The 23,025-nt window shown below is 63.4% G+C and carries 23 protein-coding genes and 1 tRNA gene; 14 read left to right on the top strand and 10 right to left on the bottom strand.

The features are described from left to right. Nucleotides 1-52 precede the first annotated feature (52 nt). The 4 genes from SOM61_RS23420 to SOM61_RS23405 all read right to left on the bottom strand — a co-directional run bounded on the left by SOM61_RS23420 (nt 53) and on the right by SOM61_RS23405 (nt 3,473). Nucleotides 53-128 (bottom strand) — tRNA-Lys (locus SOM61_RS23420). A gap of 73 nt (nt 129-201) precedes the next feature. Next, nucleotides 202-1,998 carry a type IV pilus assembly ATPase TfpB gene (gene tfpB / locus SOM61_RS23415; protein WP_320476303.1) on the bottom strand — a complete coding sequence of 599 codons (1,797 nt, stop codon included), beginning with the start codon at nt 1,996-1,998 and terminating at the stop codon, nt 202-204. A 19-nt stretch (nt 1,999-2,017) separates the two neighbouring features. Beyond that, nucleotides 2,018-2,800, bottom strand: coding sequence for a spermine/spermidine synthase domain-containing protein (locus SOM61_RS23410; RefSeq protein ID WP_320476302.1), 783 nt, complete (start codon nt 2,798-2,800; stop codon nt 2,018-2,020). Nucleotides 2,801-2,927: 127 nt separating this feature from the next. Next, entirely contained in the window at nt 2,928-3,473 is a 546-nt protein-coding gene (locus SOM61_RS23405; RefSeq protein ID WP_123069141.1) for a glycine zipper 2TM domain-containing protein, read from the bottom strand. A 263-nt stretch (nt 3,474-3,736) separates the two neighbouring features. On the opposite strand from SOM61_RS23405, the gene SOM61_RS23400 reads away from it, so the two are divergent. From SOM61_RS23400 to SOM61_RS23380, 5 genes are all read left to right on the top strand, one after another. After that, nucleotides 3,737-4,264, top strand: coding sequence for a barstar family protein (locus SOM61_RS23400; RefSeq protein WP_370660651.1), 528 nt, complete (start codon nt 3,737-3,739; stop codon nt 4,262-4,264). Between the two features lie 74 nt (nt 4,265-4,338). Next, a complete protein-coding gene (purN, locus tag SOM61_RS23395) occupies nt 4,339-4,980 on the top strand; it encodes a phosphoribosylglycinamide formyltransferase (RefSeq protein WP_320476300.1) in 642 nt (213 codons plus the stop codon). A 12-nt stretch (nt 4,981-4,992) separates the two neighbouring features. Then, nucleotides 4,993-6,321 carry an RsmB/NOP family class I SAM-dependent RNA methyltransferase gene (locus SOM61_RS23390; RefSeq protein ID WP_320476299.1) on the top strand — a complete coding sequence of 443 codons (1,329 nt, stop codon included), beginning with the start codon at nt 4,993-4,995 and terminating at the stop codon, nt 6,319-6,321. A 9-nt stretch (nt 6,322-6,330) separates the two neighbouring features. Next, nucleotides 6,331-7,686: a mechanosensitive ion channel family protein gene (locus tag SOM61_RS23385; protein ID WP_320476298.1), complete on the top strand. Its 1,356-nt coding sequence runs from the start codon at nt 6,331-6,333 to the stop codon at nt 7,684-7,686. Nucleotides 7,687-7,779: 93 nt separating this feature from the next. Further along, the gene (locus tag SOM61_RS23380; RefSeq protein WP_320476297.1) at nt 7,780-8,991 is read left to right on the top strand and encodes a DesA family fatty acid desaturase; all 1,212 of its coding nucleotides are present in this window, start codon (nt 7,780-7,782) and stop codon (nt 8,989-8,991) included. A gap of 70 nt (nt 8,992-9,061) precedes the next feature. Here SOM61_RS23380 and SOM61_RS23375 read toward each other — a convergent pair whose 3' ends face one another. From SOM61_RS23375 to SOM61_RS23355, 5 genes are all read right to left on the bottom strand, one after another. Then, nucleotides 9,062-10,636, bottom strand: coding sequence for a DUF418 domain-containing protein (locus tag SOM61_RS23375; RefSeq protein ID WP_320476296.1), 1,575 nt, complete (start codon nt 10,634-10,636; stop codon nt 9,062-9,064). Nucleotides 10,637-10,721: 85 nt separating this feature from the next. Then, nucleotides 10,722-10,889, bottom strand: a complete 168-nt coding sequence (rpmG, locus tag SOM61_RS23370) for a 50S ribosomal protein L33 (RefSeq protein WP_005665735.1) — start codon at nt 10,887-10,889, stop codon at nt 10,722-10,724. 13 nt (nt 10,890-10,902) lie between these two features. After that, on the bottom strand, nt 10,903-11,139 hold the full coding sequence (rpmB, locus tag SOM61_RS23365; protein ID WP_123069134.1) for a 50S ribosomal protein L28: 237 nt from the start codon (nt 11,137-11,139) through the stop codon (nt 10,903-10,905). A 220-nt stretch (nt 11,140-11,359) separates the two neighbouring features. Then, a complete protein-coding gene (gene radC / locus SOM61_RS23360) occupies nt 11,360-12,031 on the bottom strand; it encodes a RadC family protein (RefSeq protein ID WP_320476295.1) in 672 nt (223 codons plus the stop codon). A 156-nt stretch (nt 12,032-12,187) separates the two neighbouring features. Next, entirely contained in the window at nt 12,188-13,447 is a 1,260-nt protein-coding gene (locus SOM61_RS23355) for a styrene monooxygenase/indole monooxygenase family protein (protein WP_320476294.1), read from the bottom strand. Between the two features lie 192 nt (nt 13,448-13,639). Between SOM61_RS23355 and SOM61_RS23350 the strand changes: the two genes are divergently transcribed. From SOM61_RS23350 to SOM61_RS23325, 6 genes are all read left to right on the top strand, one after another. Continuing rightward, nucleotides 13,640-14,092: an FKBP-type peptidyl-prolyl cis-trans isomerase gene (locus SOM61_RS23350; RefSeq protein ID WP_320476293.1), complete on the top strand. Its 453-nt coding sequence runs from the start codon at nt 13,640-13,642 to the stop codon at nt 14,090-14,092. A 17-nt stretch (nt 14,093-14,109) separates the two neighbouring features. Beyond that, on the top strand, nt 14,110-15,069 hold the full coding sequence (ispH, locus tag SOM61_RS23345) for a 4-hydroxy-3-methylbut-2-enyl diphosphate reductase (RefSeq protein WP_320476292.1): 960 nt from the start codon (nt 14,110-14,112) through the stop codon (nt 15,067-15,069). A gap of 215 nt (nt 15,070-15,284) precedes the next feature. Next, nucleotides 15,285-16,214 (top strand): branched-chain amino acid ABC transporter permease, encoded by a 930-nt coding sequence (locus SOM61_RS23340; protein ID WP_147936362.1) that lies wholly within the window; start codon nt 15,285-15,287, stop codon nt 16,212-16,214. Nucleotides 16,215-16,230: 16 nt separating this feature from the next. Next, the gene (locus SOM61_RS23335) at nt 16,231-17,442 is read left to right on the top strand and encodes an ABC transporter permease subunit (RefSeq protein ID WP_320476291.1); all 1,212 of its coding nucleotides are present in this window, start codon (nt 16,231-16,233) and stop codon (nt 17,440-17,442) included. A gap of 14 nt (nt 17,443-17,456) precedes the next feature. Further along, on the top strand, nt 17,457-18,227 hold the full coding sequence (locus tag SOM61_RS23330; RefSeq protein ID WP_320476290.1) for an ABC transporter ATP-binding protein: 771 nt from the start codon (nt 17,457-17,459) through the stop codon (nt 18,225-18,227). After that, nucleotides 18,227-18,949, top strand: coding sequence for an ABC transporter ATP-binding protein (locus SOM61_RS23325; protein WP_123069126.1), 723 nt, complete (start codon nt 18,227-18,229; stop codon nt 18,947-18,949). Before SOM61_RS23330 ends, SOM61_RS23325 begins: the two co-directional genes overlap by 1 nt. Nucleotides 18,950-19,024: 75 nt before the next feature. Here SOM61_RS23325 and SOM61_RS23320 read toward each other — a convergent pair whose 3' ends face one another. After that, nucleotides 19,025-19,609, bottom strand: coding sequence for a phasin family protein (locus tag SOM61_RS23320; protein WP_320476289.1), 585 nt, complete (start codon nt 19,607-19,609; stop codon nt 19,025-19,027). 337 nt (nt 19,610-19,946) lie between these two features. Between SOM61_RS23320 and SOM61_RS23315 the strand changes: the two genes are divergently transcribed. The 3 genes from SOM61_RS23315 (at nt 19,947) to pbpG (ending at nt 22,891) form a co-directional block, all read left to right on the top strand. Beyond that, nucleotides 19,947-20,855: a DMT family transporter gene (locus tag SOM61_RS23315; protein WP_320476288.1), complete on the top strand. Its 909-nt coding sequence runs from the start codon at nt 19,947-19,949 to the stop codon at nt 20,853-20,855. Further along, the gene (locus SOM61_RS23310; protein ID WP_320476287.1) at nt 20,852-21,550 is read left to right on the top strand and encodes a nitroreductase; all 699 of its coding nucleotides are present in this window, start codon (nt 20,852-20,854) and stop codon (nt 21,548-21,550) included. The genes SOM61_RS23315 and SOM61_RS23310 overlap by 4 nt, the downstream gene beginning before the upstream one ends. A gap of 234 nt (nt 21,551-21,784) precedes the next feature. Further along, complete coding sequence (gene pbpG / locus SOM61_RS23305) at nt 21,785-22,891, top strand: D-alanyl-D-alanine endopeptidase (protein WP_320476286.1); 1,107 nt, start codon at nt 21,785-21,787, stop codon at nt 22,889-22,891. Nucleotides 22,892-23,025: the final 134 nt, after the last annotated feature.

The following is a 23,025-nucleotide window of genomic DNA, read 5'->3' as shown; positions in this document are numbered from 1 at the left end:
ACAAAGAAGGCGTCACGATCACTCGTAACGCCTTCTTTGCTACAACATATTCTGGTAGGCCGTGCGTGGCTCGAACACGCGACCAACGGATTAAAAGTCCGCTGCTCTACCAACTGAGCTAACGACCCGAAGAGGCAGCATTATAGCGGGCGATTGCGGTTTGCGCTAGGGTGGCCCAACATTTTCGACACAAACCCCCGCTTACGCCAGCGCCGACGTCACCTTCAGCACCTCATCCACCGTCGTCACGCCCTCGACCACTTTCATCGCCCCCGCGATGCGCAGCGGCTTCATCCCATCCTTCACGCTCTGCTCGCGCAAGGTCCGCATCTCGCCCGATTCACGAATCAAACGCCCGAACCCTTCGCTCACCGTCAGCAACTCATAAATCCCGGTCCGCCCCCGATACCCGGTCTGCCGGCACTCCGGACACCCCACCGCCCGATACACGGTTGCAGGCTTCTCGATCTTCCACGCCCCGCCAATGCTGTCCCACACTTCATCGCTCATTTCCCCACCCGGCGCCTTGCACACAGGGCAGAGCGTGCGCACCAGCCGCTGCGCCATCACGCCGATCAGGGTCGCCTCCAGCAGATAATCCGGCACACCCAATTCCAGCAGGCGCACCACTGCCGACGGCGCATCGTTGGTATGCAGGGTCGAAAACACCAGGTGTCCTGTCAGCGCCGCCTGGATTGCCATCTCGGCTGTTTCCAGGTCGCGTATCTCGCCTACCATGATGATGTCCGGATCCTGCCGCATCAGCGAACGCACGCCGTCGGCAAACGACAGGTCGATCCCCGGCTGCACCTGCATCTGGTTGAATGCCGGTTCGACCATCTCGATCGGATCCTCGACCGTGCACACATTCACTTCGCTGGTTGCCAGCGCCTTGAGCGTCGTGTAAAGCGTCGTGGTCTTGCCCGATCCCGTCGGTCCGGTCACGAGAATGATCCCGTGCGGGCGCTTCGTCAGTCCATCCCAGCGCTGCGCATCGTCAGGCGGGAAACCCAGTTCCGGCAAGGTCTTGACCACCACTTCCGGATCGAAGATACGCATCACCAGCTTTTCGCCGAACGCGGTCGGCATCGTCGACAGCCGCAGTTCGACTTCCTGGCCGCCCGCGGTGCGCGTCTTGATACGGCCATCCTGCGGCCGGCGTTTTTCGATCACGTCCATCCGTCCCAGCAGCTTGATACGCGCGGTCATCGCGATCATCACCGCCGCCGGAACCTGATAGACCTGGTGCAGCACGCCATCGATACGAAAACGCACGGTCGCCAATTCGCGCTTGGGTTCGAGGTGGATATCCGAGGCGCGCTGCTCGAAGGCATAGCCCCACAGCCAGTCGACGATGTTGACGATGTGCTGGTCATTGGCATCGAACTGCTTGTTCGATTTTCCCAGCTCGACCAGCTGCTCGAAGTTGTTGCGCATCGCGACGTCCTGCCCGCTGCTGCGGCTCGCGTCGCGGATCGACTTGGCCAGCGCGAAGAATTGCGAAATGTATTGGGCGATGTCGAGCGGATTGGCCAATACGAGCTCGATGCGGCGGCGCGAGACCTTGGCGATCTCGGGTTCCCATTCGGTCAGCGCCGGATCGGCTGTCGCCACCACCAGCGTGGTCGCCGTCATTTCCACCGGCAGGATATTGAAGCGTGCCGCATAGCTGGCCGACATCACGTCCGCCACTTTCGTAAAATCGATCTTGAGCGGGTCGATGCGGATGAATGGCAGGCCGACCTTGGCCGCGCACCATTCGGTCAGCACATCCAGCGTCAGCAGGCGGTGCGGCGGCAGGTGTGACACCAGTTTGCACTGCGCCACCGCCGTCAGCGGATGCACGATGCCCGGCGCATTCTTCAATATTCCCTGGGCCTGGGCGAAATCGGCTTTGACTTTATCCTTGGTGACGATCCCGTCGGCCAGCAGCCACGAGAAAATCGATTGCAGGTCGAGCTTGCGCAGGCTGGCGGGTTTTTGCGGGATGGCGTTCACGGTGGCCCTGGCTGAATGGTCAATCGGTGGCGAACAATCCCTTGACCCAGGATTTCGCAGGCAGCTTGGTCTGCGCCACGATCTGCGCGGCGCGCGCCGCGAGCGCATCCTTGTCGAGCGTGGGGCGGGTCTTGAAGCACAGCGCCACAACATTCCCGTCGTGCACTTCGGGCAGGCAGATCACGTGGCCGAAGGCGAACTTCATCGCCTTCAGGTTCTTGGCGAAGCTCGGGTGGTCGCCGAACAGGTTGACGGTCATGATGCCATCCTGCGTCAGGCAGGCGGCGCAGGCCTGGTAGAACTCGGGCGTGTCGAGCACCGGGCCGCGCGCGGTGGCGTCGTACAGGTCGCATTGCAGCACGTCGAAGGCCTCGTGGTTGGCCGGATCTTCGACGAAGTCGAGCGCATCCATCTCCAGCACGCGCAGGCGCTCGTCCTCGGGCGGCAGCTTGAACATCGTGTTGCAGATCGCGATCACGGATTCGTTGAGTTCGACGGCGGTCACGCTCGCCTCTGGGAACTGGCGATAGCAGAACTTGGTCAGGGTGGCCGTTCCCAGGCCAAGCTGGGCAATGGCCTGCGGCGCCTCGTTGAACAGCATCCACGCCATCATCTGTTGCGCGTATTCGAGTTCGGGCCAGTCGGGCTTGCGGATGCGCATGGCGCCTTGCACCCATTCCGTGCCGAAGTGGAGATAACGGACGCCGTCCTGTTCGGACAGCGTGACCGGTGCGAATTTCGGTTTGCGCGCCGGACGACGCGAGGATTCGACTTGTTCGATGGATTTGCGTTTGATGAGCATAAAGAAGCCTGGTGGAATCGCCCTATTATCGGGGGACGGGTTCCCCCGGCGCAAGCTCGGGGATAAGTTCTAAATGCAACAACGCGGCCTCATGGGCCGCGTTGCTCGATTTCCAACGGTAGGACGATCAGTACTGGCTGTATGCCTGGCCCTGGCCGTTGTAGCTGTCCAGCGGCTCGACCGAGACGCGCAGGCGCACGCGGTTGCCCGGGTCGCGGCTCATCAGCGACGTGTAGTTCTGGCCACGGTATTCGTAGGTCACGTTGTAGCCGGCGGTGCGCGATTCGATCGCTTCCACAGTGCGGCATTGCTGCACGGCTTGTTCTTGCACACTGCTGCCTTGCGGGCGGCCATTGTTCTGGACGCGGTCGCCCACCATGGCGCCGGCGATCGCGCCCGCGGCCGAAGCGGCCACTTTACCGTTACCGCCGCCGACCTGGCTGCCCAGCAGGGCGCCGGCGATACCGCCGATGATCGTGCCGCCGGCGCCGCGTTCCTGCTGCACTGGCACTTGCACGTATTCGGTACGGCATTCCTGGCGCGGGGTACGGACCTGCTCGAGACGCGGCTCGACCCGCACCACGCGGCCGAAGTCTTCGAAGTCGGCGGCCTGGGCCAGCGGCAGGGTAGCGATGCCGAGTGCCGAGATGATCAGTTTGGCTTGCAAGTTCATGGTAGTACCTCGTTGAGTGGTGCGACTTGGTTCGTCGATTCGTTACAGACTTGATGGTACGCCTATCGCAAAAAACCATCGAATCCGCGTGGCAACAAAATGTAACAGCCAATAAAGCGCGCAACAACTCGCGCCAGAATGAAACCGGCCCCCAATACGGCGTTTTCGTGTCACATACCTACCTACTGATTCTTACAAATAGGCATCTGAAACTCACATTTGGGTTGCTTCCAATACCACAAAACGTTACCCTTACACAAATCATGGACTTATTGGCGTATAGCAACGACAGCGAGGTAAGAAGTAGCAGCGCTACCCAGCGCCGCGAGGGGTGGCGCCATGGCGCGTTATTGACAGGTCGATTTGAGGAAAAAATGAGTTTGTTGATGAGAGTGGCGCCAAATCTTGTTCAAGCGATTCGCGCGTTTAACGTTGGCGATTTGCAACAGGAGGCCGGGCGCCTCGGTCATCACTTCTTGTATGCCCACTGCGCCAATACGCTCACCAAGCAGCAGGTCTGCGCCCGCATCGGCGAGAATTTTTATTTCCCCAAACCGTGCAGCAAGAATTTCGATGCGCTGCGCACCTGCCTGACCGAGACCATCCACGCAGCCGGCCCGCAGCCGGGCTTCATCGTCGTGCTCGAGCAGTTGCCGAGTGCTCAGAAGTTCGACAAGGAAGCGCGCGAAAACCTGCTCGACGTGTTCCGCGACGCGGCCGAATTCTGGGCCGAGAAAAAGGTCCCGTTCCGCGTGTTCTACTCGTTCGCGACGGTCCCGCCGACCGCCTGATTACCGGGAAACCCGCCCCGTAGGGGACCCGAAGGGCTGCGGTTGCCAGCCGGCGTTACGGTACAATGCCGGCTATGAAAAACATCGTGATCCTCATTTCAGGCCGCGGAAGCAATATGGAAGCGGTCGTGCGCGCGGCCCAGGCTGAAGGCTGGCCTGCCCGTATTGCAGCGGTGATCAGCAACAAACCCGACGCCGGCGGCCTGGCGTTTGCGCAGTCACGCAGCATCCCGACCGCCGTAGTGTCGAACAAGGATTTCGCCACCCGCGCCGAATTCGACGCCAGATTGCAGGAAGTCATCGACACCTTCCAGCCTGACCTCGTCGTGCTGGCCGGCTTCATGCGTATCCTGACCGCGCCATTCGTGGAGCACTATGCGGGCCGGATGTTGAACATCCACCCGTCGCTGCTGCCCCTGTTCCCGGGGCTGCACACGCACCAGCAGGCGCTCGACGCCGGCATGACCGAACACGGCGCGACCGTGCACTTCGTCACTGCCGAACTCGATCATGGCCCGTCGGTGCTGCAGGCCAGGATACCCGTCTTGCCGGGCGACACGCCGGACCTGCTGGCTGCCCGTCTGCTGGCCGAGGAACACAAGATCTACCCACGCGCCGTACGCCTGTTCATCGAAGACCGCCTGGTCATCGAAGACGGCGCGGTGCGCATCGTCGAGTCCATGGATCGCTCCCGGGCCGACGCCATCAGTATTTAATCAAGGATTTACATGAGATTGCCTCCAGCGATCGTCGCCAAGACCGAAGAAGTCTTGCGCGAGATTCTCCGTTTTACTTCGCCAGCCGACGTCACCCTGTCGCGCTTCTTCAAGGACAACCCGCGTTTCGGCGGCCGCGAGCGCGGCGTCATCGCCGAAGCCGTGTATGCCGTGCTGCGCAATAAATCGTTCTTCACCGACTTCGCCGGCCATGGCAACACGCCCTCGATGCGCAAGCTGGCACTGCTGGGCCTGGCCGAGACTGTCGGCATCGACAGCATCGGCGGCCTGCTTGACGACGAGACCGATTTCCTTACCCGCATCAAGGAAGTCGACCGCAACCTGCTGCCGGGCCCGATCCGCGCGAACCTGCCGCAATGGCTGTACGACAAGCTGGTGGCCCAGTTCGGCGAGCAGGAGGCGCTGGAACTGGCGGCCGTGCTGAACACGCCGGCGCCGCTGGACCTGCGCGTCAATTCCATCAAGGCCGAGCGCGACGACGTGATCGCCCAGCTGGCGCAAGCGCCGATCGTGGCCGAGCCGATGCCGTTCGCGCCGCTGGGCCTGCGCGTGCAGAAGAAGCCGGCGCTGCAGAACCTGCCGCTGTTCAAGGAAGGCGCGATCGAAGTGCAGGACGAGGGCAGCCAGGTGCTGGCCCAGATCGTCGGCGCGCGCCGCGGCGAGATGGTGGTCGACTTCTGCGCCGGCGCCGGCGGCAAGACGCTGGCCCTGGGTGCGCTGATGCGCAATACCGGCCGTTTGTACGCGTTCGACGTGTCCGAAAAACGACTCGCCAAGCTCAAGCCACGCATGGCCCGCAGCGGCCTGTCGAACGTGCACCCGGTGCTGATCGCGCACGAGCGCGACGCCAAGGTCAAGCGCCTGGCCGGCAAGATCGACCGCGTGCTGGTCGATGCGCCGTGCTCGGGCCTGGGTACGCTGCGCCGCAATCCGGACGTCAAGTGGCGCCAGCAACTGGGCGCCGTGGCCGAGATGCAAGAGAAACAGGCCGCGATCCTGGACGGCGCCGCGCGCCTGGTCAAGGGCGGCGGTCGCCTGGTGTACGCCACCTGCAGCCTGCTGAACGAAGAGAACGACGTGATCGTCGAAGACTTCCTGGCCAATCACGCCGACTTCGAGCTGGTGCCGATGAGCCAGGTGCTGGCCGAGCAAAAGATCCCGCTCGAGATGGGCGACTACCTGAAACTGCTGCCGCACAAGCATCAAACTGACGGCTTCTTCGCCGCTGTCCTGCAGCGCAAGGCGCTGGCCAAGCCGGCCAAGGCCGTCGTCGCCGATGAGGCGGACGCGGACGCAGCCGCAGCCGCGGACGGAGAGTAAGGAGTCCCGATGCCGCTGTCAGACCTGCTGAGCGTCCTGCTGGACGATGCCCGCCGTCCCGCCATCTTCTGGCAGATCGTTGCCCTGGTCCTGTGCGTGGCGGCGGGCTGGGGTCTGGCGCGGCTGATCCATCGTTCGCTGCTGAAAGACCGGCCGCATGCCGCAGGACTGATTGGCGTCGGCCTCGGCAGCTTCAACCGCGTGCTGGGCCCGCTCCTGATCGTCGGGCTGCTGGCGTTGACCAAGACGGTGCTGGCCCAATACCAGGGCGTTTCGCTACTGGTCGTGGCGTTGCCGCTGTTCATGTCGCTGGCCGTGATCCGTACTTTCTTCTACCTGCTGCGGCGCGCCTTTGCACGCCGCGGCCAGGTGGGGGCGGCCTTGCAGACCTTCGAGAAGGTGTTTGCCTTTGCGGTCTGGATCATCGTCGCCTTGCACCTGACCGGCGTACTGCCGGACGTCATCGATACGCTCGAACATACGGTTCTGCCGATCGGCAAGAACAAGGTGTCGGTTGCCGACTTGCTCCAGGGCGCGATCTCGATCGTGGTCCTCATGATGCTGGCGCTGTGGGCCGGCGCCACGCTCGAAGAACGCCTGATGGGCTTCGAGCGCATGCACAGCTCGCTCAGGGTGGCGATGGCGCGCGTGGGTCGCGCGGCCCTGATCCTGGTCGCGGTGCTGTTCAGCCTGTCGCTGGCCGGGCTCGACCTGACCGTGCTGTCGGTGTTCGGCGGCGCGCTGGGCGTCGGCCTGGGTCTGGGCATGCAGCGCATTGCCAGTAATTACGTGTCCGGTTTCATCATCCTGTTCGAGCGCAGCCTGTCGATCGGCGATCCGATCACGCTGGATAAATACTCCGGCAAGGTGGCGCGCATCAATACGCGCTACACGGTGTTGCGCGGTTCCGACGGTACCCAGACCCTGCTGCCGAACGAGATGCTGATCACGGGCGTGGTGCTGAACCAGTCGGTCACCAACCGCAACGTGCGCGCGATCACCAAGCTGGTCGTGTCCTACGATAGCGACCTGTCCGTGGTCATGCCGCTGCTCGAAGAACAGCCGAAGGGCGTGACGCGCGTGCTCGAGACGCCGGCGCCGAACGTGCTGCTCAATGCCTTCGTGGCCGACGGCTACGAGCTCGAAGTCGGCTTCTGGCTGGGCGACCCCGAGAACGGGCAGGGCGGTCCGATCTCCGAAGTGAACCGCAAGATCTACGCACTTGTGCAATCCGGCGCGATCAAACTCGGACATCCGTCGATGGACACGCGCTTGCTCGACGCACACATCACCAGGGTGGTGGGGCGGACTCCGCAGGAAGAAGGCCAGGGCCACACCGGGGCTGGCGCAAATTTGGGCAAGTAAAACTGCCGTGCGGCAGTAGAACCACGTAAAATGCCCGGGTTATAGGTGTGCGGTCACAGTGGTTGCACATTGAATAAGCCCTTTGGAGACTGAATGAATTTCTTTAACGACGCCCTGCACGCTGTGCTGTCGTTCCTGTCCACCGGCCTGCTCGATTTCTCGGCCTGGGAAATCGTCATCTACACACTGGTGGTCACGCATATCACGATCGCCGCCGTGACGATCTACCTGCATCGTCACCAGGCGCACCGTGCGCTTGACCTGCATCCGATCCCGAGCCACTTCTTCCGCTTCTGGCTGTGGTTGACCACCGGACAGGTCACCAAGGAATGGGCGTCGATCCACCGCAAGCACCACGCCAAGTGCGACACCGAAGAAGATCCGCACAGCCCGCAGACGCGCGGCATCCGCAAGGTGCTGTTCGAAGGCGCCGAGCTGTACCGCGCTGAAAGCAAGGTCAAGGAAACCATGGAGAAGTATGGCCATGGCACGCCGGACGACTGGATCGAGCGCCATGTGTACACCGGCCGCAGCATGCTGGGCGTCGCGTCGCTGCTGGTGATCAATGTTGCCCTGTTCGGCGTACTCGGCCTGACCGTGTGGGCGATCCAGATGATGTGGATCCCGATCACGGCGGCCGGCATCATCAATGGCCTGGGCCACTGGTGGGGTTACCGCAACTACGATTGCAACGATGCCGCGACCAATATCTTCCCGTGGGGCATCCTGATCGGCGGCGAAGAGCTGCACAATAACCACCACACCTATGCCACCTCGGCCAAGCTGTCGAGCAAGTGGTATGAGATCGACCTGGGCTGGTGCTATATCCGCATGCTGGAAATGGTCGGCCTGGCCAAGGTGAAGAAAGTGGCGCCGAAGCCGAAGCTGGCCAAGGACAAGGCGCAAGCCGACTTCGACACCCTGCAGTCGGTGATCGCCAACCGCTACGACGTGATGGCCAAGTATGCGAAGTCGGTACGCCACGCCTTCAGGGAGGAACTCGAGCATTTGAAGCACAAGGCCGAGCTCGAGTCGCGCTTCCTGAAAAGTTCGCGCAAGCTGATGCAGCGCGAGCCGGCCAAGCTGGAATCGTCGCAGCAGCAGCAACTGGTGGAGCTGTTCCAGCACAGCAAGGCACTGGAGACCATGCACACCATGCGTGTGGAGCTGGGCGCCATCTGGGAACGTTCGCATTCGACCCGCGACCAGCTGCTGCACCAGCTGCAGGACTGGTGCAACCGCGCCGAAGCATCGAAGATCAAGGCGCTGCAGGACTTTTCGATCCGCCTGCGCACCTATGCCTGATCCTGGCGATCGGTAGATAGAAAAGACAACGGCTTCTTCGGAAGCCGTTGTTGTTTGTGCCGCTTGTGCCTTAAGCGCCACGCCGCATCGGCGGCCAGCTCAGATACGTCAGTGCCCGCCACGCCCATTCGAGCGGCCCGTACTGGAAGCGCGCCAGCCACCAGTGGCTGAACACGATTTGCAGCGCGCACAGCAGCAGCGCGATGCAGACCTGCTCCGTCCTGGCTATGCCCCACAACCCCAGCCCGTGGGCATGGAACAGCAGGGAAAACACGAGCGACTGCATCAGGTAATTGCTCAGCGCCATACGCCCGAACGGCGCCAGGATGCGCACCCGGGCCAGCATGCCCTTGCTGTACAGCGCCAGCAGCACCGCCGCGACGTAGCCGAGCGAGGCGGGCAGGCTGCCCAGGGTCAGCAAGGCGTTCGCCAGGTCATAGCCCCCGTCGTCGACACCGGCAGGACGGCCGGTACTGATCAGGCTGCTGAGCAGGCCAAGCCCGACCCCGAAGCCGATTCCGCCCACGGCCAGGCGCCGGAACAGGGGCAAGTGGCGGCCGGCGTTGGCGATCACGCCGGAGCGCACGAACCAGACCCCGACCAGGAACACGCTCACGCCGACCACCACGAAGCCGGTTTCGTCGCGCATGCGCGCCTCCAGGTGGCCGAGGCGCATCGCGACCGCGTCCGCATAGCTGCCGTTGGTGAGCACCCCCTTTTCTTCGATGCTGCGCGCCGTGCGCTCGCGGTATTGCAAGAGGGTGGCGGACGCGGCGTCGGTTTCTTCGCCGGTGGCGCTGACGCTGGACGCTGGCGCCAGCTGGGGCGCGAAGTGGCGGATGCCGCCGTCGAGCGCGGTCAGGCCGTAGGTGAGCATGAAGATCGCGATGCCGGCCCGCAGCGGCCGCGCTCGTTCCGGCTGGTCGAAGCCCCAGGCCAGCAGGCCGAGCAGCACCAGGACGGCGCCGATCGCCAGCAGCGCCCCCATATCGCCCTCGCCGCGGACGACGTTGAGCACGGCCGCCACCAGCATCAGGCTGCCCGGGACGATTGCCACCAGCGGGAACAGCGCGCGCTGTTCGCTGCGCAGGTACACGCCCACCAGGCCGGCGAACACGAGCGGCGTGACCAGCCAGCCGGCGAAGCCGAAGCCCGGCAACTGGGCCAGCAGGAAGCACGCGGCCATGGCGCCGATCATCGGGCGCCCGCTGGCGAACAGCATCAGCATCAAGGCCAGCGCGCCGATCGCATAGCTGATCAGGATGTCGCCGCTCCACAGCAGCAGGTAGTGCAGCAGGCCGAACAGGCCAAGGACGGCGATCCGGCGGCCATAGGCGGGCAGGAAGGGGCGCTCGGCCGTGCGCGCGCGTTCCAGCATCAGGGCGAAACCCATGCCGAACAGCAGCGAGAAAATGGTCCAGAACTTGCCGCTGACAAAATACGCGGCGATGAAGGCCACCAGCCAGTCCAGACCGTGCAGCCCGGCCGGGATGCCGTTACCGGTTTCGGCCACGGGGCGGTTGAAGAATTCGACGTTGGCGATGCAGATGCCGATCAGTGCGAAGCCGCGCAATACATCGAGGGCGTCGAGACGGTCTTGGGTGGGGATGGGCGCGTAGGTGGAGGAGGAAGGCGGACTGGTCATCCCCCGATGGTAGCGCGGATTGACGGGACAACAAAAAAGCCGCCGGGCTTGCGCGCCGGCGGCTTCGTCAAGAAGACAAGATCGATTACTTGATCTTGGTTTCCTTGTAGATCACGTGCTTACGTGCTTTCGGGTCGAATTTGGTGATTTCCATCTTCGCCGGCATCGTGCGCTTGTTCTTGGTGGTGGTGTAGAAGTGACCGGTACCTGCGGTCGATTCCAGCTTGATTTTGTCGCGGCCAGTTTTTGCCATGATAGCTCCCTAATTAAACTTTTTCGCCGCGGGCGCGCATGTCGGCCAGCACGACGTCGATGCCGAGCTTGTCGATCACGCGCAGGCCGGCGTTCGACAGACGCAGCGAAACCCAACGGTTTTCGGATTCGACGTAGATGCGACGGTTCTGCAGGTTAGGCAGGAAACGACGCTTCGTTTTGTTGTTAGCGTGGGAGACGTTGTTACCAACCATCACACCCTTGCCGGTTACTTGGCAAACACGTGCCATAGTGCACTCCTTAAATATGTTCCAGACTTGGAAAAATGAGAGTATAGCGTGAAAAGCAAAGCGGAATCAATCACTTACGAAAAACAAAGGTGTCTTTGTTTAATGGAAAAATTTAACAATTCCTGATGAGTGTCGTAACTCGCTGTTTACGCTGTGTAATTTCAAGCAAACATGACAGCCCGTGTAAGGACGTGGGCGACGCTTTGCTGAGGTTTATCCGTCACAACTGCCCACTCTCGGCAAAGGAATGCACCTGGTTGCCCGCCACCACGAAGTGGTCCAGCACCCGGATGTCGACCAGCGACAGCGCCTGCACCAGGGCATTGGTCAGGCGCAGGTCGGCCTCGCTTGGTTCGGCCACGCCGGACGGGTGGTTGTGGGCCAGGATCACGCCGGCCGCATTGCGCCGCAGTGCCGCCTTGACCACCTCGCGCGGATAGACGCTCGTATGCGTGAGCGTGCCCCTGAACATTTCTTCGCAATTGATCAGTCGATTCTTCACGTCCAGGAACAGCACCATGAACGATTCGTGGGTCTGCAGCGCGAACTGGCTGCGCAGGTAGTGGCGCACCGCCTCGGGCGAGCATAGCGCCTCGCGCCGGAACTGCTCGGCCACCGCGCGCCGCGCCAGCTCGAGCGCAGCCTGCAATTGGGCGTACTTGGCCGGTCCCAGGCCGTGCAGCCGGCCGAACTCGCCGGACTCGGCATGCAGCAGCCGGTGCAGCGAGCCGAAGTGCGCCAGCGTGTCGCCGGCCAGGGTCACCGCGCTTTTTCCCGCCACGCCCACGCGCAGGAAGATGGCCAGCAATTCGGTATCCGACAGCGCATGCGCGCCATCGCGCAGCAGGCGCTCGCGCGGACGGTCCTGCTCGGGCCAGTCGCAAATCCCCATATGAATCCTCGCCAAGGTGAGCGGCCGCCAGGGCATTGGCCGCCTGCGTCACGATAGCGGTTTGCCGGGCCGGGCATGCCGGGCACGACAAGGACCTGCTTGATGCCGCTCTGGATGCCGACGCGGCGGCTGCGATAGCGGCGCCCACAGCGCCAGTCAGCCGCCAGCCGGTTCCGGCGTAAAACCTTTTTCCTTGAGGTAGGCCATGGTCGACTCCGCATCGCTGAACCAGGCATAGATTTTCTCCATCTCCCCCGCATTGTCGAACACGTCGCTGGCGATCTCGGGAATGACGCTGGCGGCGTACAGCGCCAGCTGCTGGTGCGGCTGCAGTTGCGTCACGAAATCCCGGGTCAGGTGGAAGGCATGGCGGGCCGTCTTCCAGTAGTCGAGGAATACCGCATCGATCCACTGCGCGTCGAACACGGCGTCGGGCACCGCCAGGATGGCCTGGGCGACGTGGTGGGCGCTGCGCGACGCCGCGTTCAGGCCTTGCGCGGTCATCGGGTCATAGCTCACCAGGGCGTCGCCCAGTGCCATCGCCACCTTGCCGGATGGGAGCCGGCCCACAGCACGTCTCACGGTGGGCGTGATCGCACCCTGCATGGTTTCGTGCTCGACCAGCTCGGCCGCCGCGATCATCGCGTGTACCTGCGGGCAGGCATCTTTGAGGTAGCGCCGTACCTGCTCGAACTGCGCGCCTACGCTTCCGCCGTGGTCCAGCAGGTCCAGCGGGCCGCCCGGCACGCCTTCGAACAGCAGCACCCAGGTCTTGCCCAGGTCGCGATCGAGGAAGTTATAGAACAGGCATTCACCCACCCCGGCGATGCTGTTCAAGCCGTTCACGTGGATGGCCGGGTCGGTGTCGGGATCCATCACGCAGTTTTTCGCGAAGAACAGGGTCAGGTGGCGATAGGGACGGTCGAGCTCGGAGCGTTCGGGATCGCGCGGGAACAGTTCCTGGAAGGTGTTGTTCCCGGTGGTGACGAACACGGCATCGTGGGTGGCGGCCGCCTGTTCCAGCAGGGCCAGGTCGGCCGGCCCGACCACGACCGAGCCTCCACGGCGGGGAAATTCCATCAGCCAGGTCGCATACTTCAGGCGCAGGTCGATCGCCTGCGCCGGAGACGACAGCATGGCGCCGGCCTGCAGGACTTTTTCGCCTTCGGGCGAGAACAGCTTCATTACCGTCGCGTCGATACGGGCGCCGTCGTAGGTGAACCAGAAATCCAGTCCCAGCTCCTGCTCGATGACGGTGCGCGGATGAAACTGGATGGCGATCGGGCCGGTCGGGCCGTTCAGCACCTCTTGCGAGCTGCGGTCGGTATAGAGCGTCACCTCGCAGCCGTGCGACAGCAATTCGAAGCCGAGCTGCAAGCCGGCCTGGCCGGCGCCCACGATGGCAATTTTTTTCATGATGCTCCCTGTATCGGTTGGTCGAAAGTGAGAGCTACGCCTTGTATAGCGGATCAGATGCGGGAGGGGCGTGCGCGCGGCTTGGCTCCGCGTTTGACGTGTCGCCAAAAAAACAGGCAGCGAAGGCGCAAGCGGCGCGCCTGGCTTACAATAGCGCTTTGCCCCATCAGCTATGCTTGCCACACTAAGAACATGTCCAACGCTGCTCCTGTCGTCAACGAATCCTCTTACCTGACCCTGCATTACCGCCTGGCCGTCGCCGGTGGTTCCGATGTGGTCACGACTTTCAATGGCACGCCCGCCACCTTGCTGCTGGGCCAGGGCCAGTTGGCGCCATTCCTCGAGGCGCGCCTGATCGGCCTGCCGGAAGGCACGCACCAGACCTTCGAGCTCAGCGCTGCGGAGGCATTCGGCGAGCGCAATCCCGAGCTGGTCCAGTCGGTGTCGAAAGCCACGCTCGAAGAAAACTCGGTGCCGGGCACGGAGTACAACGTGGGCGAAGTGGTCGAGTTCAACGCGCCGAAAGGCGGCCGCTTCGCCGGCGTGCTGCTGGAATCGCGCGCCGATTCGGCCCTGTTCGATTTCAACCACCCGATGGCCGGCCGCGCCCTGCAATTCGAAGTGAAACTGATTTCGGTTCTGTAAGGACGACAGGAATAATGATGGAAAACGAAATTCTGCTGGCCCAGCCGCGCGGCTTCTGCGCCGGCGTCGACCGCGCGATCGAGATCGTCGAGCGCGCCCTGAAACAATTCGGCGCGCCGATCTACGTGCGCCACGAAATCGTGCACAACGCCTATGTGGTCGAAGACCTGCGCACCAAGGGCGCGATCTTCATCGAGGAACTCGAAGACGTCCCGCCAGGTAACACGCTGGTGTTCTCGGCCCACGGCGTCTCGAAGGCCGTGCGCGCCGACGCCGAGGCGCGCGGGCTCACCATCTTCGACGCCACCTGCCCGCTGGTGACCAAGGTCCACGTCGAGGTCGCGAAGATGAGGAAGCAGGGCGCCGAGATCATCATGATCGGCCACGACGGCCACCCCGAGGTCGAAGGCACCATGGGCCAGGCCGAAGAAGGCATGCACCTGGTCGAGACGGTCGACGACGTGCAGACGCTGCAAGTGCGTAACCCGGAACTGCTGGCCTATGTGTCGCAGACCACCCTGTCGGTCGACGACACCCTGGACATCATCGCGGCGCTCAAGGCGCGCTTCCCGAACATCATCGAGCCGAAGAAGGGCGATATCTGCTACGCCACCACCAACCGCCAGGAAGCCGTGAAGTTCATGGCGCCGCAGGTCGAGGTCGTGGTCGTCGTGGGCAGCCCGAACAGCTCGAACTCGAACCGCCTGCGCGAAGTGGCCGAAAAAATGGGCACGCCGGCCTATATGGTCGACAACGCCGGCAAGATCGACCCCAGCTGGATCGCGGGCAAGAAGCGGATCGGCGTGACCGCCGGCGCCTCGGCGCCCGAGGTGCTGGTGCAGGCCGTGATCGACCGCCTGAAAGAACTGGGCGCGGCCAGCGTGCGCGCGCTCGAGGGCGTCGAAGAACATGTGACCTTCCCGCTGCCGAAAGGCCTGGACGGCGCAAGGACGGAGCCGGCAGCGCCTTCCGCCTGAACTTTATTTTTCGTTTTCTCAGAAAACAAAATTTGCTACAGTAACGATTAACCGTGATTAGTTTTCCAAAAGCCAAGTTATGATGATGGGCTCGGAAAATTAGTCATGGTGGAGCAGGCCATGAACGGCACTTCGGGAGTCATCCCGCAGTGCCGTTTTTGCTGGACGCTCACATCAACACAGGCGGCTCGATAGGCGGAACGATAGGCGGAACGATGGAAACCTTTATTCAACAGCTACTGAACGGCCTGGTGCTGGGCAGTATGTATGCGCTGGTCGCGCTCGGCTACACGATGGTGTACGGCGTGCTCAACCTGATCAACTTCGCCCACGGCGACGTGCTGATGATCGGCGCCATGCTCGGCCTGACGATCCTGCAACTGCTCGAGGCGTATATTCCCGGCCTGCCGGGCTATGTCCAGCTGGCGGTCGCCATCCTCGGCGCGATTCCCCTCACCATGCTGGTCAGCATCCTGATCGAGCGCGTCGCCTACCGCCGCCTGCGCAACGCGCCGCGGCTGGCGCCCCTGATCACGGCGATCGGCGTCTCGATCCTGCTGCAGACCTTTGCCATGATGATCTGGGGCCGCAGCCCGATCCCGTTCCCGCAACTGCTGTCGTCCGAACCGATCATGATCGGAGGCGCCATGATCTCGCAGACGCAAGTGCTGTTGCTGGTGCTGGCGGCCGTCGCCATGGGCGCCCTGGTGCTGCTGGTCGAGCGCACCAAGATGGGCCGCGCGATGCGCGCCGTGGCCGAAAACCCGCGCGTGGCCGGCCTGATGGGCGTGGACGCGAACCGCGTGATCGTCGCTACCTTCGCCATCGGCGCCGCGCTGGCGGCCGTCGCCGGTGTGATGTGGGGCGCCAATTATGCGTCGATCACCTTCACCATGGGCGTGCTGCCGGGCCTGAAGGCCTTCTGCGCCGCGGTGCTGGGCGGGATCGGCAACATCTATGGCGCCATGCTCGGCGGCCTGCTGCTGGGGATCATCGAAGCGCTCGGCGCCGGCTATATCGGCGACCTGACGGGCGGCTTCCTCGGCAGCCACTACCAGGACATCTTCGCCTTCGTGGTGCTGATCCTGGTCCTGACCCTGCGACCGTCCGGCATCATGGGCGAACGCGTGGCCGACCGCGCCTGACCACAAGGAGCACACCATGGCACTCCTTACTTTTGATACCCAGCACAAGCCGCGCCAGGCCTATATCAGCATGGCGGCGGTGCTGATCCTGATGCTGATCTTCCCCTTCGTCGCTTCGCAGTTCGGCAACTCGTGGGTGCGCATCATCGACATCGCGCTGCTGTATATCATGCTGGCGCTGGGCCTGAACATCGTGGTCGGCTTCGCGGGCCTGCTCGATCTGGGCTATATCGCCTTCTTCGCGGTCGGCGCCTACCTGGTTGGCCTGTTCTCGTCGCCGCAGTTCGCGGCGCTGCTCGAATCGCTCATCTATTATTCGCCGGCGATCGGCGAAGCGCTGGTGGCCTTCTTCGGTCCCGAGATCGCCACCAACGGCATCCACCTGTCGCTGTGGGCCATCGTGCCGCTGGCGGCGCTGTTCGCCGCGCTGTGCGGCGCGCTGCTGGGCGCCCCGACCCTCAAGCTGCGCGGCGACTACCTCGCCATCGTGACGCTCGGCTTCGGCGAGATCATCCGCATCTTCATGAACAACCTGAACGACCCGATCAACTTCACCAACGGGCCGCAGGGGATCAATATGATCGACCCGATCCGCGTGTTCGGGGTGTCGCTGGCGGGCGAGCCGGGCTCCGGCGCCAACGTCATGATCGGCGACTACGCGATGCCCTCGGTGAACGCCTATTACTTCCTGTTCCTGGCCATGGTGATCGCGACGATCTTCATCACCGGCCGCCTGCAGCATTCGCGCCTGGGCCGGGCCTGGGTGGCGATCCGCGAAGACGAGATCGCAGCCAAGGCGATGGGCATCAATACCCGCAACGTCAAGCTGCTGGCGTTCGCCATGGGCGCGTCCTTCGGCGGCGTGGCCGGCGCGATGTTCGGCGCCTTCCAGGGTTTTGTGTCGCCCGAGTCGTTCTCGTTGACCGAGTCGATCGCGGTGCTGGCGATGGTGGTCCTGGGCGGCATCGGCCATATCCCGGGCGTGGTGCTGGGCGGCGTGCTGCTGGCGGCCTTGCCCGAGGTGCTGCGCCACGTGGTCGATCCGCTGCAGCAGGCCGTGTTCGGCAAGGTAATCATCGAGGCCGAGGTGCTGCGCCAGTTGCTGTACGGCCTGGCCCTGGTGCTGATCATGCTGATCCGCCCGGCCGGCCTGTGGCCGTCGCCGAACAAGGAAGAGCGTCCCAACGCCGCCCTGGCGCGCGAGGAAGAAGAATCGTCGACCGCGTGATGAGTGAACAGACCATGAGCGAACAAATCCTCCTCGATATCCAGGGCGTGAATAAACGTTTCGGCGGCCTGCAGGCGCTGACCGACGTCGGCATCCGGATCATGCAGGGCCAGATCTATGGCCTGATCGGCCCCAATGGCGCCGGCAAGACCACCTTCTTCAACGTGATCACGGGCCTGTACCAACCGGACAGCGGCAGCTTCGCGCTGGCCGGCAAGCCGTATTCGCCGTCGGCGCCGCATGACGTGGCCAAGGCCGGCATCGCCCGCACCTTCCAGAACATCCGCCTGTTCGGCGAGATGAGCGCGCTCGAGAACGTAATGGTCGGGCGCCACGTGCGCACCAAGCAGGGCGTGCTGGGCGCGATCCTGCGCCACAAGGCGGCGCGCGAAGAGGAAGCCGCGATCCGCCTGCGCGCCCAGGAACTGCTCGATTTCGTGGGCATCGGCCAGTTCGCCAACCGCACCGCCAAATTCCTGTCGTACGGTGACCAGCGCCGCCTGGAAATCGCGCGCGCGCTGGCCACCGATCCGCAACTGCTGGCGCTGGACGAACCGGCGGCCGGCATGAACGCCACCGAAAAGCTGGCGCTGCGCGAGCTGCTGGTGAAAATCAAGGCCGAGGGCCGGACCGTGCTGCTGATCGAGCACGACGTCAAGCTCATGATGGGCCTGTGCGACCGCATCACGGTGCTCGAATACGGCAAGCAGATCGCCGAAGGGCTGCCGGCCGAGATCCAGAAAAACCAGGCCGTGATCGACGCCTATCTTGGAGGTGCCCACTGATGGCTGACATCGTTCTGAAAATCGCCGGCCTGAAGGTCGCCTACGGCGGCATCAAGGCGGTCAAGGGCGTCGACCTCGAGGTGGCGAAAGGCGAGCTGGTGACGCTGATCGGCGCCAACGGCGCCGGCAAGACCACGACCCTGAAGGCCATCACCGGCACCCTCCCGCCGTGCAAGGTCGAGGGAGCGATCGAGTACCTCGGCCAGCCGCTGCGCGGCACGCAGTCGTTCCGGATGGTGCGCCAGAAGCTGGCCATGGTGCCGGAAGGGCGGGGCGTGTTCACCCGCATGTCGATCCACGAAAACCTGTTGATGGGCGCTTACACGCGTGACGACAAGGCCGCGATCGATGCCGACATCGAGAAATGGTACACCGTCTTCCCGCGCCTGAAAGAGCGCTCCAGCCAGCTGGCCGGCACCCTGTCGGGCGGCGAGCAGCAGATGCTGGCGATGGCGCGCGCATTGATGAGCCATCCGACGCTGCTGCTGCTGGACGAGCCGTCGATGGGCCTGGCCCCGATCATGGTCGAGAAGATCTTCGAGGTGATCCGCGACGTGTCGCAGCAAGGCATCACGATCCTGCTGGTGGAGCAGAACGCCAAGCTGGCGCTGCAAGCCGCGCACCGCGGCTATGTGATGGATTCGGGCGCGATCACCATGACCGGCAATGCGCGCGATATGTTGAACGATCCGCGGGTGCAGGCGGCGTATCTGGGCGAGTAGGTTCGCCGAGCAGAAATGAAAAGGCCGCCAGACGCGACTGCGTCTGGCGGCCTTTCTTACTTGACCAGCCGCAGCTTAGGCCGCAGCGGCAGCCGTGGCAGCGCTGGCAGCATTGCCAGCTTTAGCAGCAGTCGCAGAAAATTGCGACACGGCGGCGTTCACATTGTTTTCCAGCGCTTCGACCGCCTGCTTGGAGGTCTTGCTGAATTGCTCGTAGCCGGCGTTGGCGTTGCTGATCGCGGTCTTGACGGCGGCGACGAAGCTTTCCGAACCGGCCGGGGCGTTCTTGCTCACTTCGTCCACCAGCGAGATGACCTTGCGGTTGGCTTCGACGATCTGGCTTTCGGCGGCTTTCGAGAACTCGGCGCCGGTGCCGGTGGCGATCGAAGCCAGCTGGCGGCTGTAGGCCAGGGCTTTCTCGGCGTTCGGCTGGGCTTGCGAGGCGGTCAGCGAGAAGAATTCTTGCGGATCCTTGGCGCTGAGCAGCTGGCGAGCGGCGGCCGACGAATCTTCGAGGGTCGAGCGTGCGGTGCTGATGTTCAGTTCAACCAGCTTCTCCACGCCTTCGAAGGTCTTCGAAGTCAGTGCCGAAAACAGGGCGAATTGGGATTCCAGGCTGGCCTTGGTGGCGTTCGAAAATTGTTCAGGGATTGCAAACATGTGGCTCTCCAAATATGTCGTTTCAAGAATGGACTATTGCTCTGTGAGACAGGTTCTTCATAAAAAGCGACGAAACTCTTTTTGTGCACCGCAACAGGGCAGATTTTCTGTCAGATCGTTTCAAGCGTCAAGCGTTTTTGATGCGTTGCACCATCCAAGACACATAATTTTCTTGAATGCATTTATTGCAAGAAAAGTCAATTGATCTGGCGCAAATCAAATGCATCTTTCAGCCCGTCAAAACCCCATGATAGAGAGCATGCTAGACTCGACGCTTGCGATTTACGCTTGTATATTCAATAAGTGCCGTGCACTGTCACGGCGCATTGCCTGGACCATGTCGACCCACGCACCTTCCATCTCCGGCAGCTCCTGGCTGTCGCCCGTGCCGCTGTTCTTCGTCTTCCTCTGGAGCACGGGTTTCATCGTCGCCAAGCTCGGCCTGCCGTATGCGCCGCCGCTGACCTTCCTCATCGTGCGCTGCCTGGGCGTGCTGGCGGTGCTGCTGCCCTTGATCCTGCTCTGGCGCGCGCCATGGCCGCGCGGCCTGGCCCTGCACATCGCGGTCTCCGGCCTGTTGCTGCAGGCGGGCTACCTGGGTGGCGTGTGGGCCGCCATCAAGCTCGGCATGCCGGCGGGGCTGACTGCCCTGATCGTCGGCATGCAGCCGATCCTCACCGCGGCGGCCGCGCCGCTGATCGGCGAGCGGGTGCGGCCGATCCAGTGGCTGGGCCTGCTGCTCGGCCTGTCCGGCGTGGCCCTGGTGGTCTACGCCAAGCTGGGCCTGACAGGCCTGTCGCCCGCCGCCCTCGGCCTGTGCGTGTTCGCGCTGCTCTCCATCACGGCCGGCACCATGTACCAGCGCCGCTTCTGCCCGCGCTTCGACCTGCGCAGCGGCACCGCGATCCAGTTCGGGGCCACGGTGCTGGTGCTGGCGCCGATCGCGGTGTGGCTGGAAGACCTCGATCCGGCGTTCTCTAGCATTACCTGGAGCGCCGACTTCATCATCGCCTGGCTGTGGTCGGTGTTCGCGCTGTCGATCGGCGCCATCTTCCTGCTGTTCAAACTGATCGGACGCAGCCAGGCCACCGAGGTGACCAGCCTGATGTACCTGACGCCGCCGACCACGGCCATCATGGCCTGGCTGCTGTTCGGAGAAGCCTTCAACGCGCTCGGCCTGGCGGGAATGGCGGTGGCCGTCACCGGCGTCGCTTTCGTCGTGCGCAAACCACAGGAGACCACATGACCATCGAGAATCCCGGCCAGGCGGCGGTCGACGCCGCGATCACCTCGCGCCGTTCGATCCGCGCCTTCCTCGACAAACCGGTCGCGCGCGAAGACATCGCCCGCATCCTGGACGTGGCGGCGCGCGCGCCGTCCGGCACCAACACCCAGCCGTGGAAAGTCCACGTGCTGACCGGAGACGCGCGCGCGCGCCTGTCGGGTGCGATCCTGGCGGCGTATGCCGACCCCGGGCAGGCCGCCCTGCACCACGAGGAATATCCCTACTATCCGCGCGAATGGGTGTCGCCGTATATCGACCGGCGCCGCAAGGTCGGCTGGGATCTATATAGCCTGCTGGGGCTGACGCGCGATAACAAGGCCGGCATGGCGGCCCAGCATGGGCGCAACTTCGCCTTCTTCGACGCGCCGGTCGGGATGATCTTCACCATCGACCGCATCATGGAGCAGGGCTCCTGGCTCGATTATGGGATGTTCTTGCAGAACATCATGGTAGCAGCGCGGGCCAGGGGGCTGGATACCTGCCCGCAAGCCGCTTTTACGCAGTATCATCGGATCATCGCGGCCGAACTCGGGCTGCCGGCGAGCGAGATGGTGGTGTGCGGCATGGCGCTGGGCTGGGCCGATCCGGCGCGGATCGAGAACACCCTGGAAACCGAGCGCGAACCCAGCCACGTGTTTGCCCGGTTCATGGACTAGCTTCGTGGACTAAAGTAACAAGTAATGATATCTCGTTGATATTAAACGAAAGTTTCGCGAGCGAGAGTCTGTTGGTTTTTGCGGATTATTGCCGCACAGAATATTCTTTTCTCTTGCGATCGAGCGTCGTTCCGCTACACTTCCATCTGTATCTCATCAGTTTGGTCCAGGGGCGTCTCGATGTTTAAACTAGCTTTGGCTGCAGTTGTCGCCACGTTGTTCGCTATTGCACCCATGCAGGCATCCGGTGCGGGGGCGGGCGCAGGTGCGGGCGCGACCGAACAGGCGCAGAAGTCCAAGCCTGCCAAGGCTGCCAAGAAAAAGCCCAAACGCAAAGCCAAGGCCAAGACCACCAAGAAGCGCAAGGAAGTCGCCACCGCCGGCGACAATGGCCAGCGCATGGTGCGCCGGGTCCGGACCGTCAACGGCAAGCGCGTCGTCACCTATCACCCGGCGCGCACCGCGGCCGCAGGCGCGGTCGCAGTGGCGGCGGCGGCGACGGCGGGCGACAAGGCTGGCTTGCACAAGACCGACGATCCCTTGTCCCTGCGTTCCAGCGTCGCCTATGTGGTCGACCAGAACAGCGCCGAAGTGCTGTTCGAAAAGAACGCCAACGTCGCGCTGCCGATCGCCTCGATCACCAAGCTCATGACCGGCATGGTCGTGATGGAGGCCAAGCAAGACCTCGACGAAGTGCTGCGCGTCACCGACGCCGACGTCGACCGCCTGAAATACAGCAGCTCACGGCTGTCGGTCGGCTCGCGCATGACGCGGCGCGAACTGCTGCACATCACCCTCATGAGTTCCGAGAACCGCGCCGCCTCGGCGCTGGGCCGCAACTACCCGGGCGGCATCGAGGCCTTTGTCGGCGCGATGAACGTCAAGGCGCGCGCACTCGGCATGATGGATACCCATTACGTCGATTCCAGCGGCCTGTCGAGCCGCAACGTCTCGAGCGCACGCGACCTCGTCAAGCTGGTGATGGCCGCCCACGAAGACCCGCTGCTGCGCGAATTCTCCACCACGCCGAAATCGACCGTGCAGGCCAGCGGCCGCACCATGCATTACGCGAACACCAACTACCTGGTGTCGCTGCCTGACTGGAATATCGGCCTGCAAAAGACCGGTTTCATCAACGAAGCGGGGCGCTGCCTGGTGATGCAGGCCATGATCCATGGCCGCAATGTGGTGATGGTGTTCCTGGATTCGAAAGGCAAGATGTCGCGCACGGCCGACGCCGGCCGCATCCGCCGCTGGATCGAGTCGCTGCCAGACCGCATGGACGTCGATGCGGTGCGCGCGCCGACGATCACGGCCAGCGCGCCGGCGCTGCCGCATTAATCGCTGCCGCAGCCGCCAATCCGTCGTTCCCGCAAAGGCGCACTGGTGTCCGGAATAATTTCGGGCGCTTGAATAAGCCCGCTTCATAGGAAAAACCACGTCGTTCCCGCGGAGGCGGGAACCCAAGTGTGCCC

The organism is Massilia sp. CFBP9012 (genome assembly GCF_034045115.1).
In the GTDB taxonomy this organism is placed as follows: domain Bacteria; phylum Pseudomonadota; class Gammaproteobacteria; order Burkholderiales; family Burkholderiaceae_D; genus Telluria.
The sequence above is the reverse complement of the archived record's forward strand: the minus strand, read 5'-3'. Positions and strand labels throughout refer to the sequence as shown.

Coding starts and splice junctions, on each gene's coding strand:
- SOM61_RS23385 (WP_320476298.1), top strand. CDS start 6,331: ATGCCGCTGTCAGACCTGCTGAGCGTCCTGCTGGACGATGCCCGCCGT.
- pbpG (WP_320476286.1), top strand. CDS start 21,785: ATGCAGGCATCCGGTGCGGGGGCGGGCGCAGGTGCGGGCGCGACCGAA.
- rpmG (WP_005665735.1), bottom strand. CDS start 10,889: ATGGCAAAAACTGGCCGCGACAAAATCAAGCTGGAATCGACCGCAGGT.
- SOM61_RS23390 (WP_320476299.1), top strand. CDS start 4,993: ATGAGATTGCCTCCAGCGATCGTCGCCAAGACCGAAGAAGTCTTGCGC.
- SOM61_RS23310 (WP_320476287.1), top strand. CDS start 20,852: ATGACCATCGAGAATCCCGGCCAGGCGGCGGTCGACGCCGCGATCACC.
- SOM61_RS23375 (WP_320476296.1), bottom strand. CDS start 10,636: ATGACCAGTCCGCCTTCCTCCTCCACCTACGCGCCCATCCCCACCCAA.
- SOM61_RS23335 (WP_320476291.1), top strand. CDS start 16,231: ATGGCACTCCTTACTTTTGATACCCAGCACAAGCCGCGCCAGGCCTAT.
- SOM61_RS23340 (WP_147936362.1), top strand. CDS start 15,285: ATGGAAACCTTTATTCAACAGCTACTGAACGGCCTGGTGCTGGGCAGT.
- SOM61_RS23315 (WP_320476288.1), top strand. CDS start 19,947: ATGTCGACCCACGCACCTTCCATCTCCGGCAGCTCCTGGCTGTCGCCC.
- SOM61_RS23355 (WP_320476294.1), bottom strand. CDS start 13,447: ATGAAAAAAATTGCCATCGTGGGCGCCGGCCAGGCCGGCTTGCAGCTC.
- SOM61_RS23380 (WP_320476297.1), top strand. CDS start 7,780: ATGAATTTCTTTAACGACGCCCTGCACGCTGTGCTGTCGTTCCTGTCC.
- purN (WP_320476300.1), top strand. CDS start 4,339: ATGAAAAACATCGTGATCCTCATTTCAGGCCGCGGAAGCAATATGGAA.
- SOM61_RS23400 (WP_370660651.1), top strand. CDS start 3,737: ATGGACTTATTGGCGTATAGCAACGACAGCGAGGTAAGAAGTAGCAGC.
- radC (WP_320476295.1), bottom strand. CDS start 12,031: ATGGGGATTTGCGACTGGCCCGAGCAGGACCGTCCGCGCGAGCGCCTG.
- rpmB (WP_123069134.1), bottom strand. CDS start 11,139: ATGGCACGTGTTTGCCAAGTAACCGGCAAGGGTGTGATGGTTGGTAAC.
- SOM61_RS23325 (WP_123069126.1), top strand. CDS start 18,227: ATGGCTGACATCGTTCTGAAAATCGCCGGCCTGAAGGTCGCCTACGGC.
- SOM61_RS23320 (WP_320476289.1), bottom strand. CDS start 19,609: ATGTTTGCAATCCCTGAACAATTTTCGAACGCCACCAAGGCCAGCCTG.
- SOM61_RS23405 (WP_123069141.1), bottom strand. CDS start 3,473: ATGAACTTGCAAGCCAAACTGATCATCTCGGCACTCGGCATCGCTACC.
- SOM61_RS23410 (WP_320476302.1), bottom strand. CDS start 2,800: ATGCTCATCAAACGCAAATCCATCGAACAAGTCGAATCCTCGCGTCGT.
- ispH (WP_320476292.1), top strand. CDS start 14,110: ATGGAAAACGAAATTCTGCTGGCCCAGCCGCGCGGCTTCTGCGCCGGC.
- SOM61_RS23350 (WP_320476293.1), top strand. CDS start 13,640: ATGTCCAACGCTGCTCCTGTCGTCAACGAATCCTCTTACCTGACCCTG.
- SOM61_RS23330 (WP_320476290.1), top strand. CDS start 17,457: ATGAGCGAACAAATCCTCCTCGATATCCAGGGCGTGAATAAACGTTTC.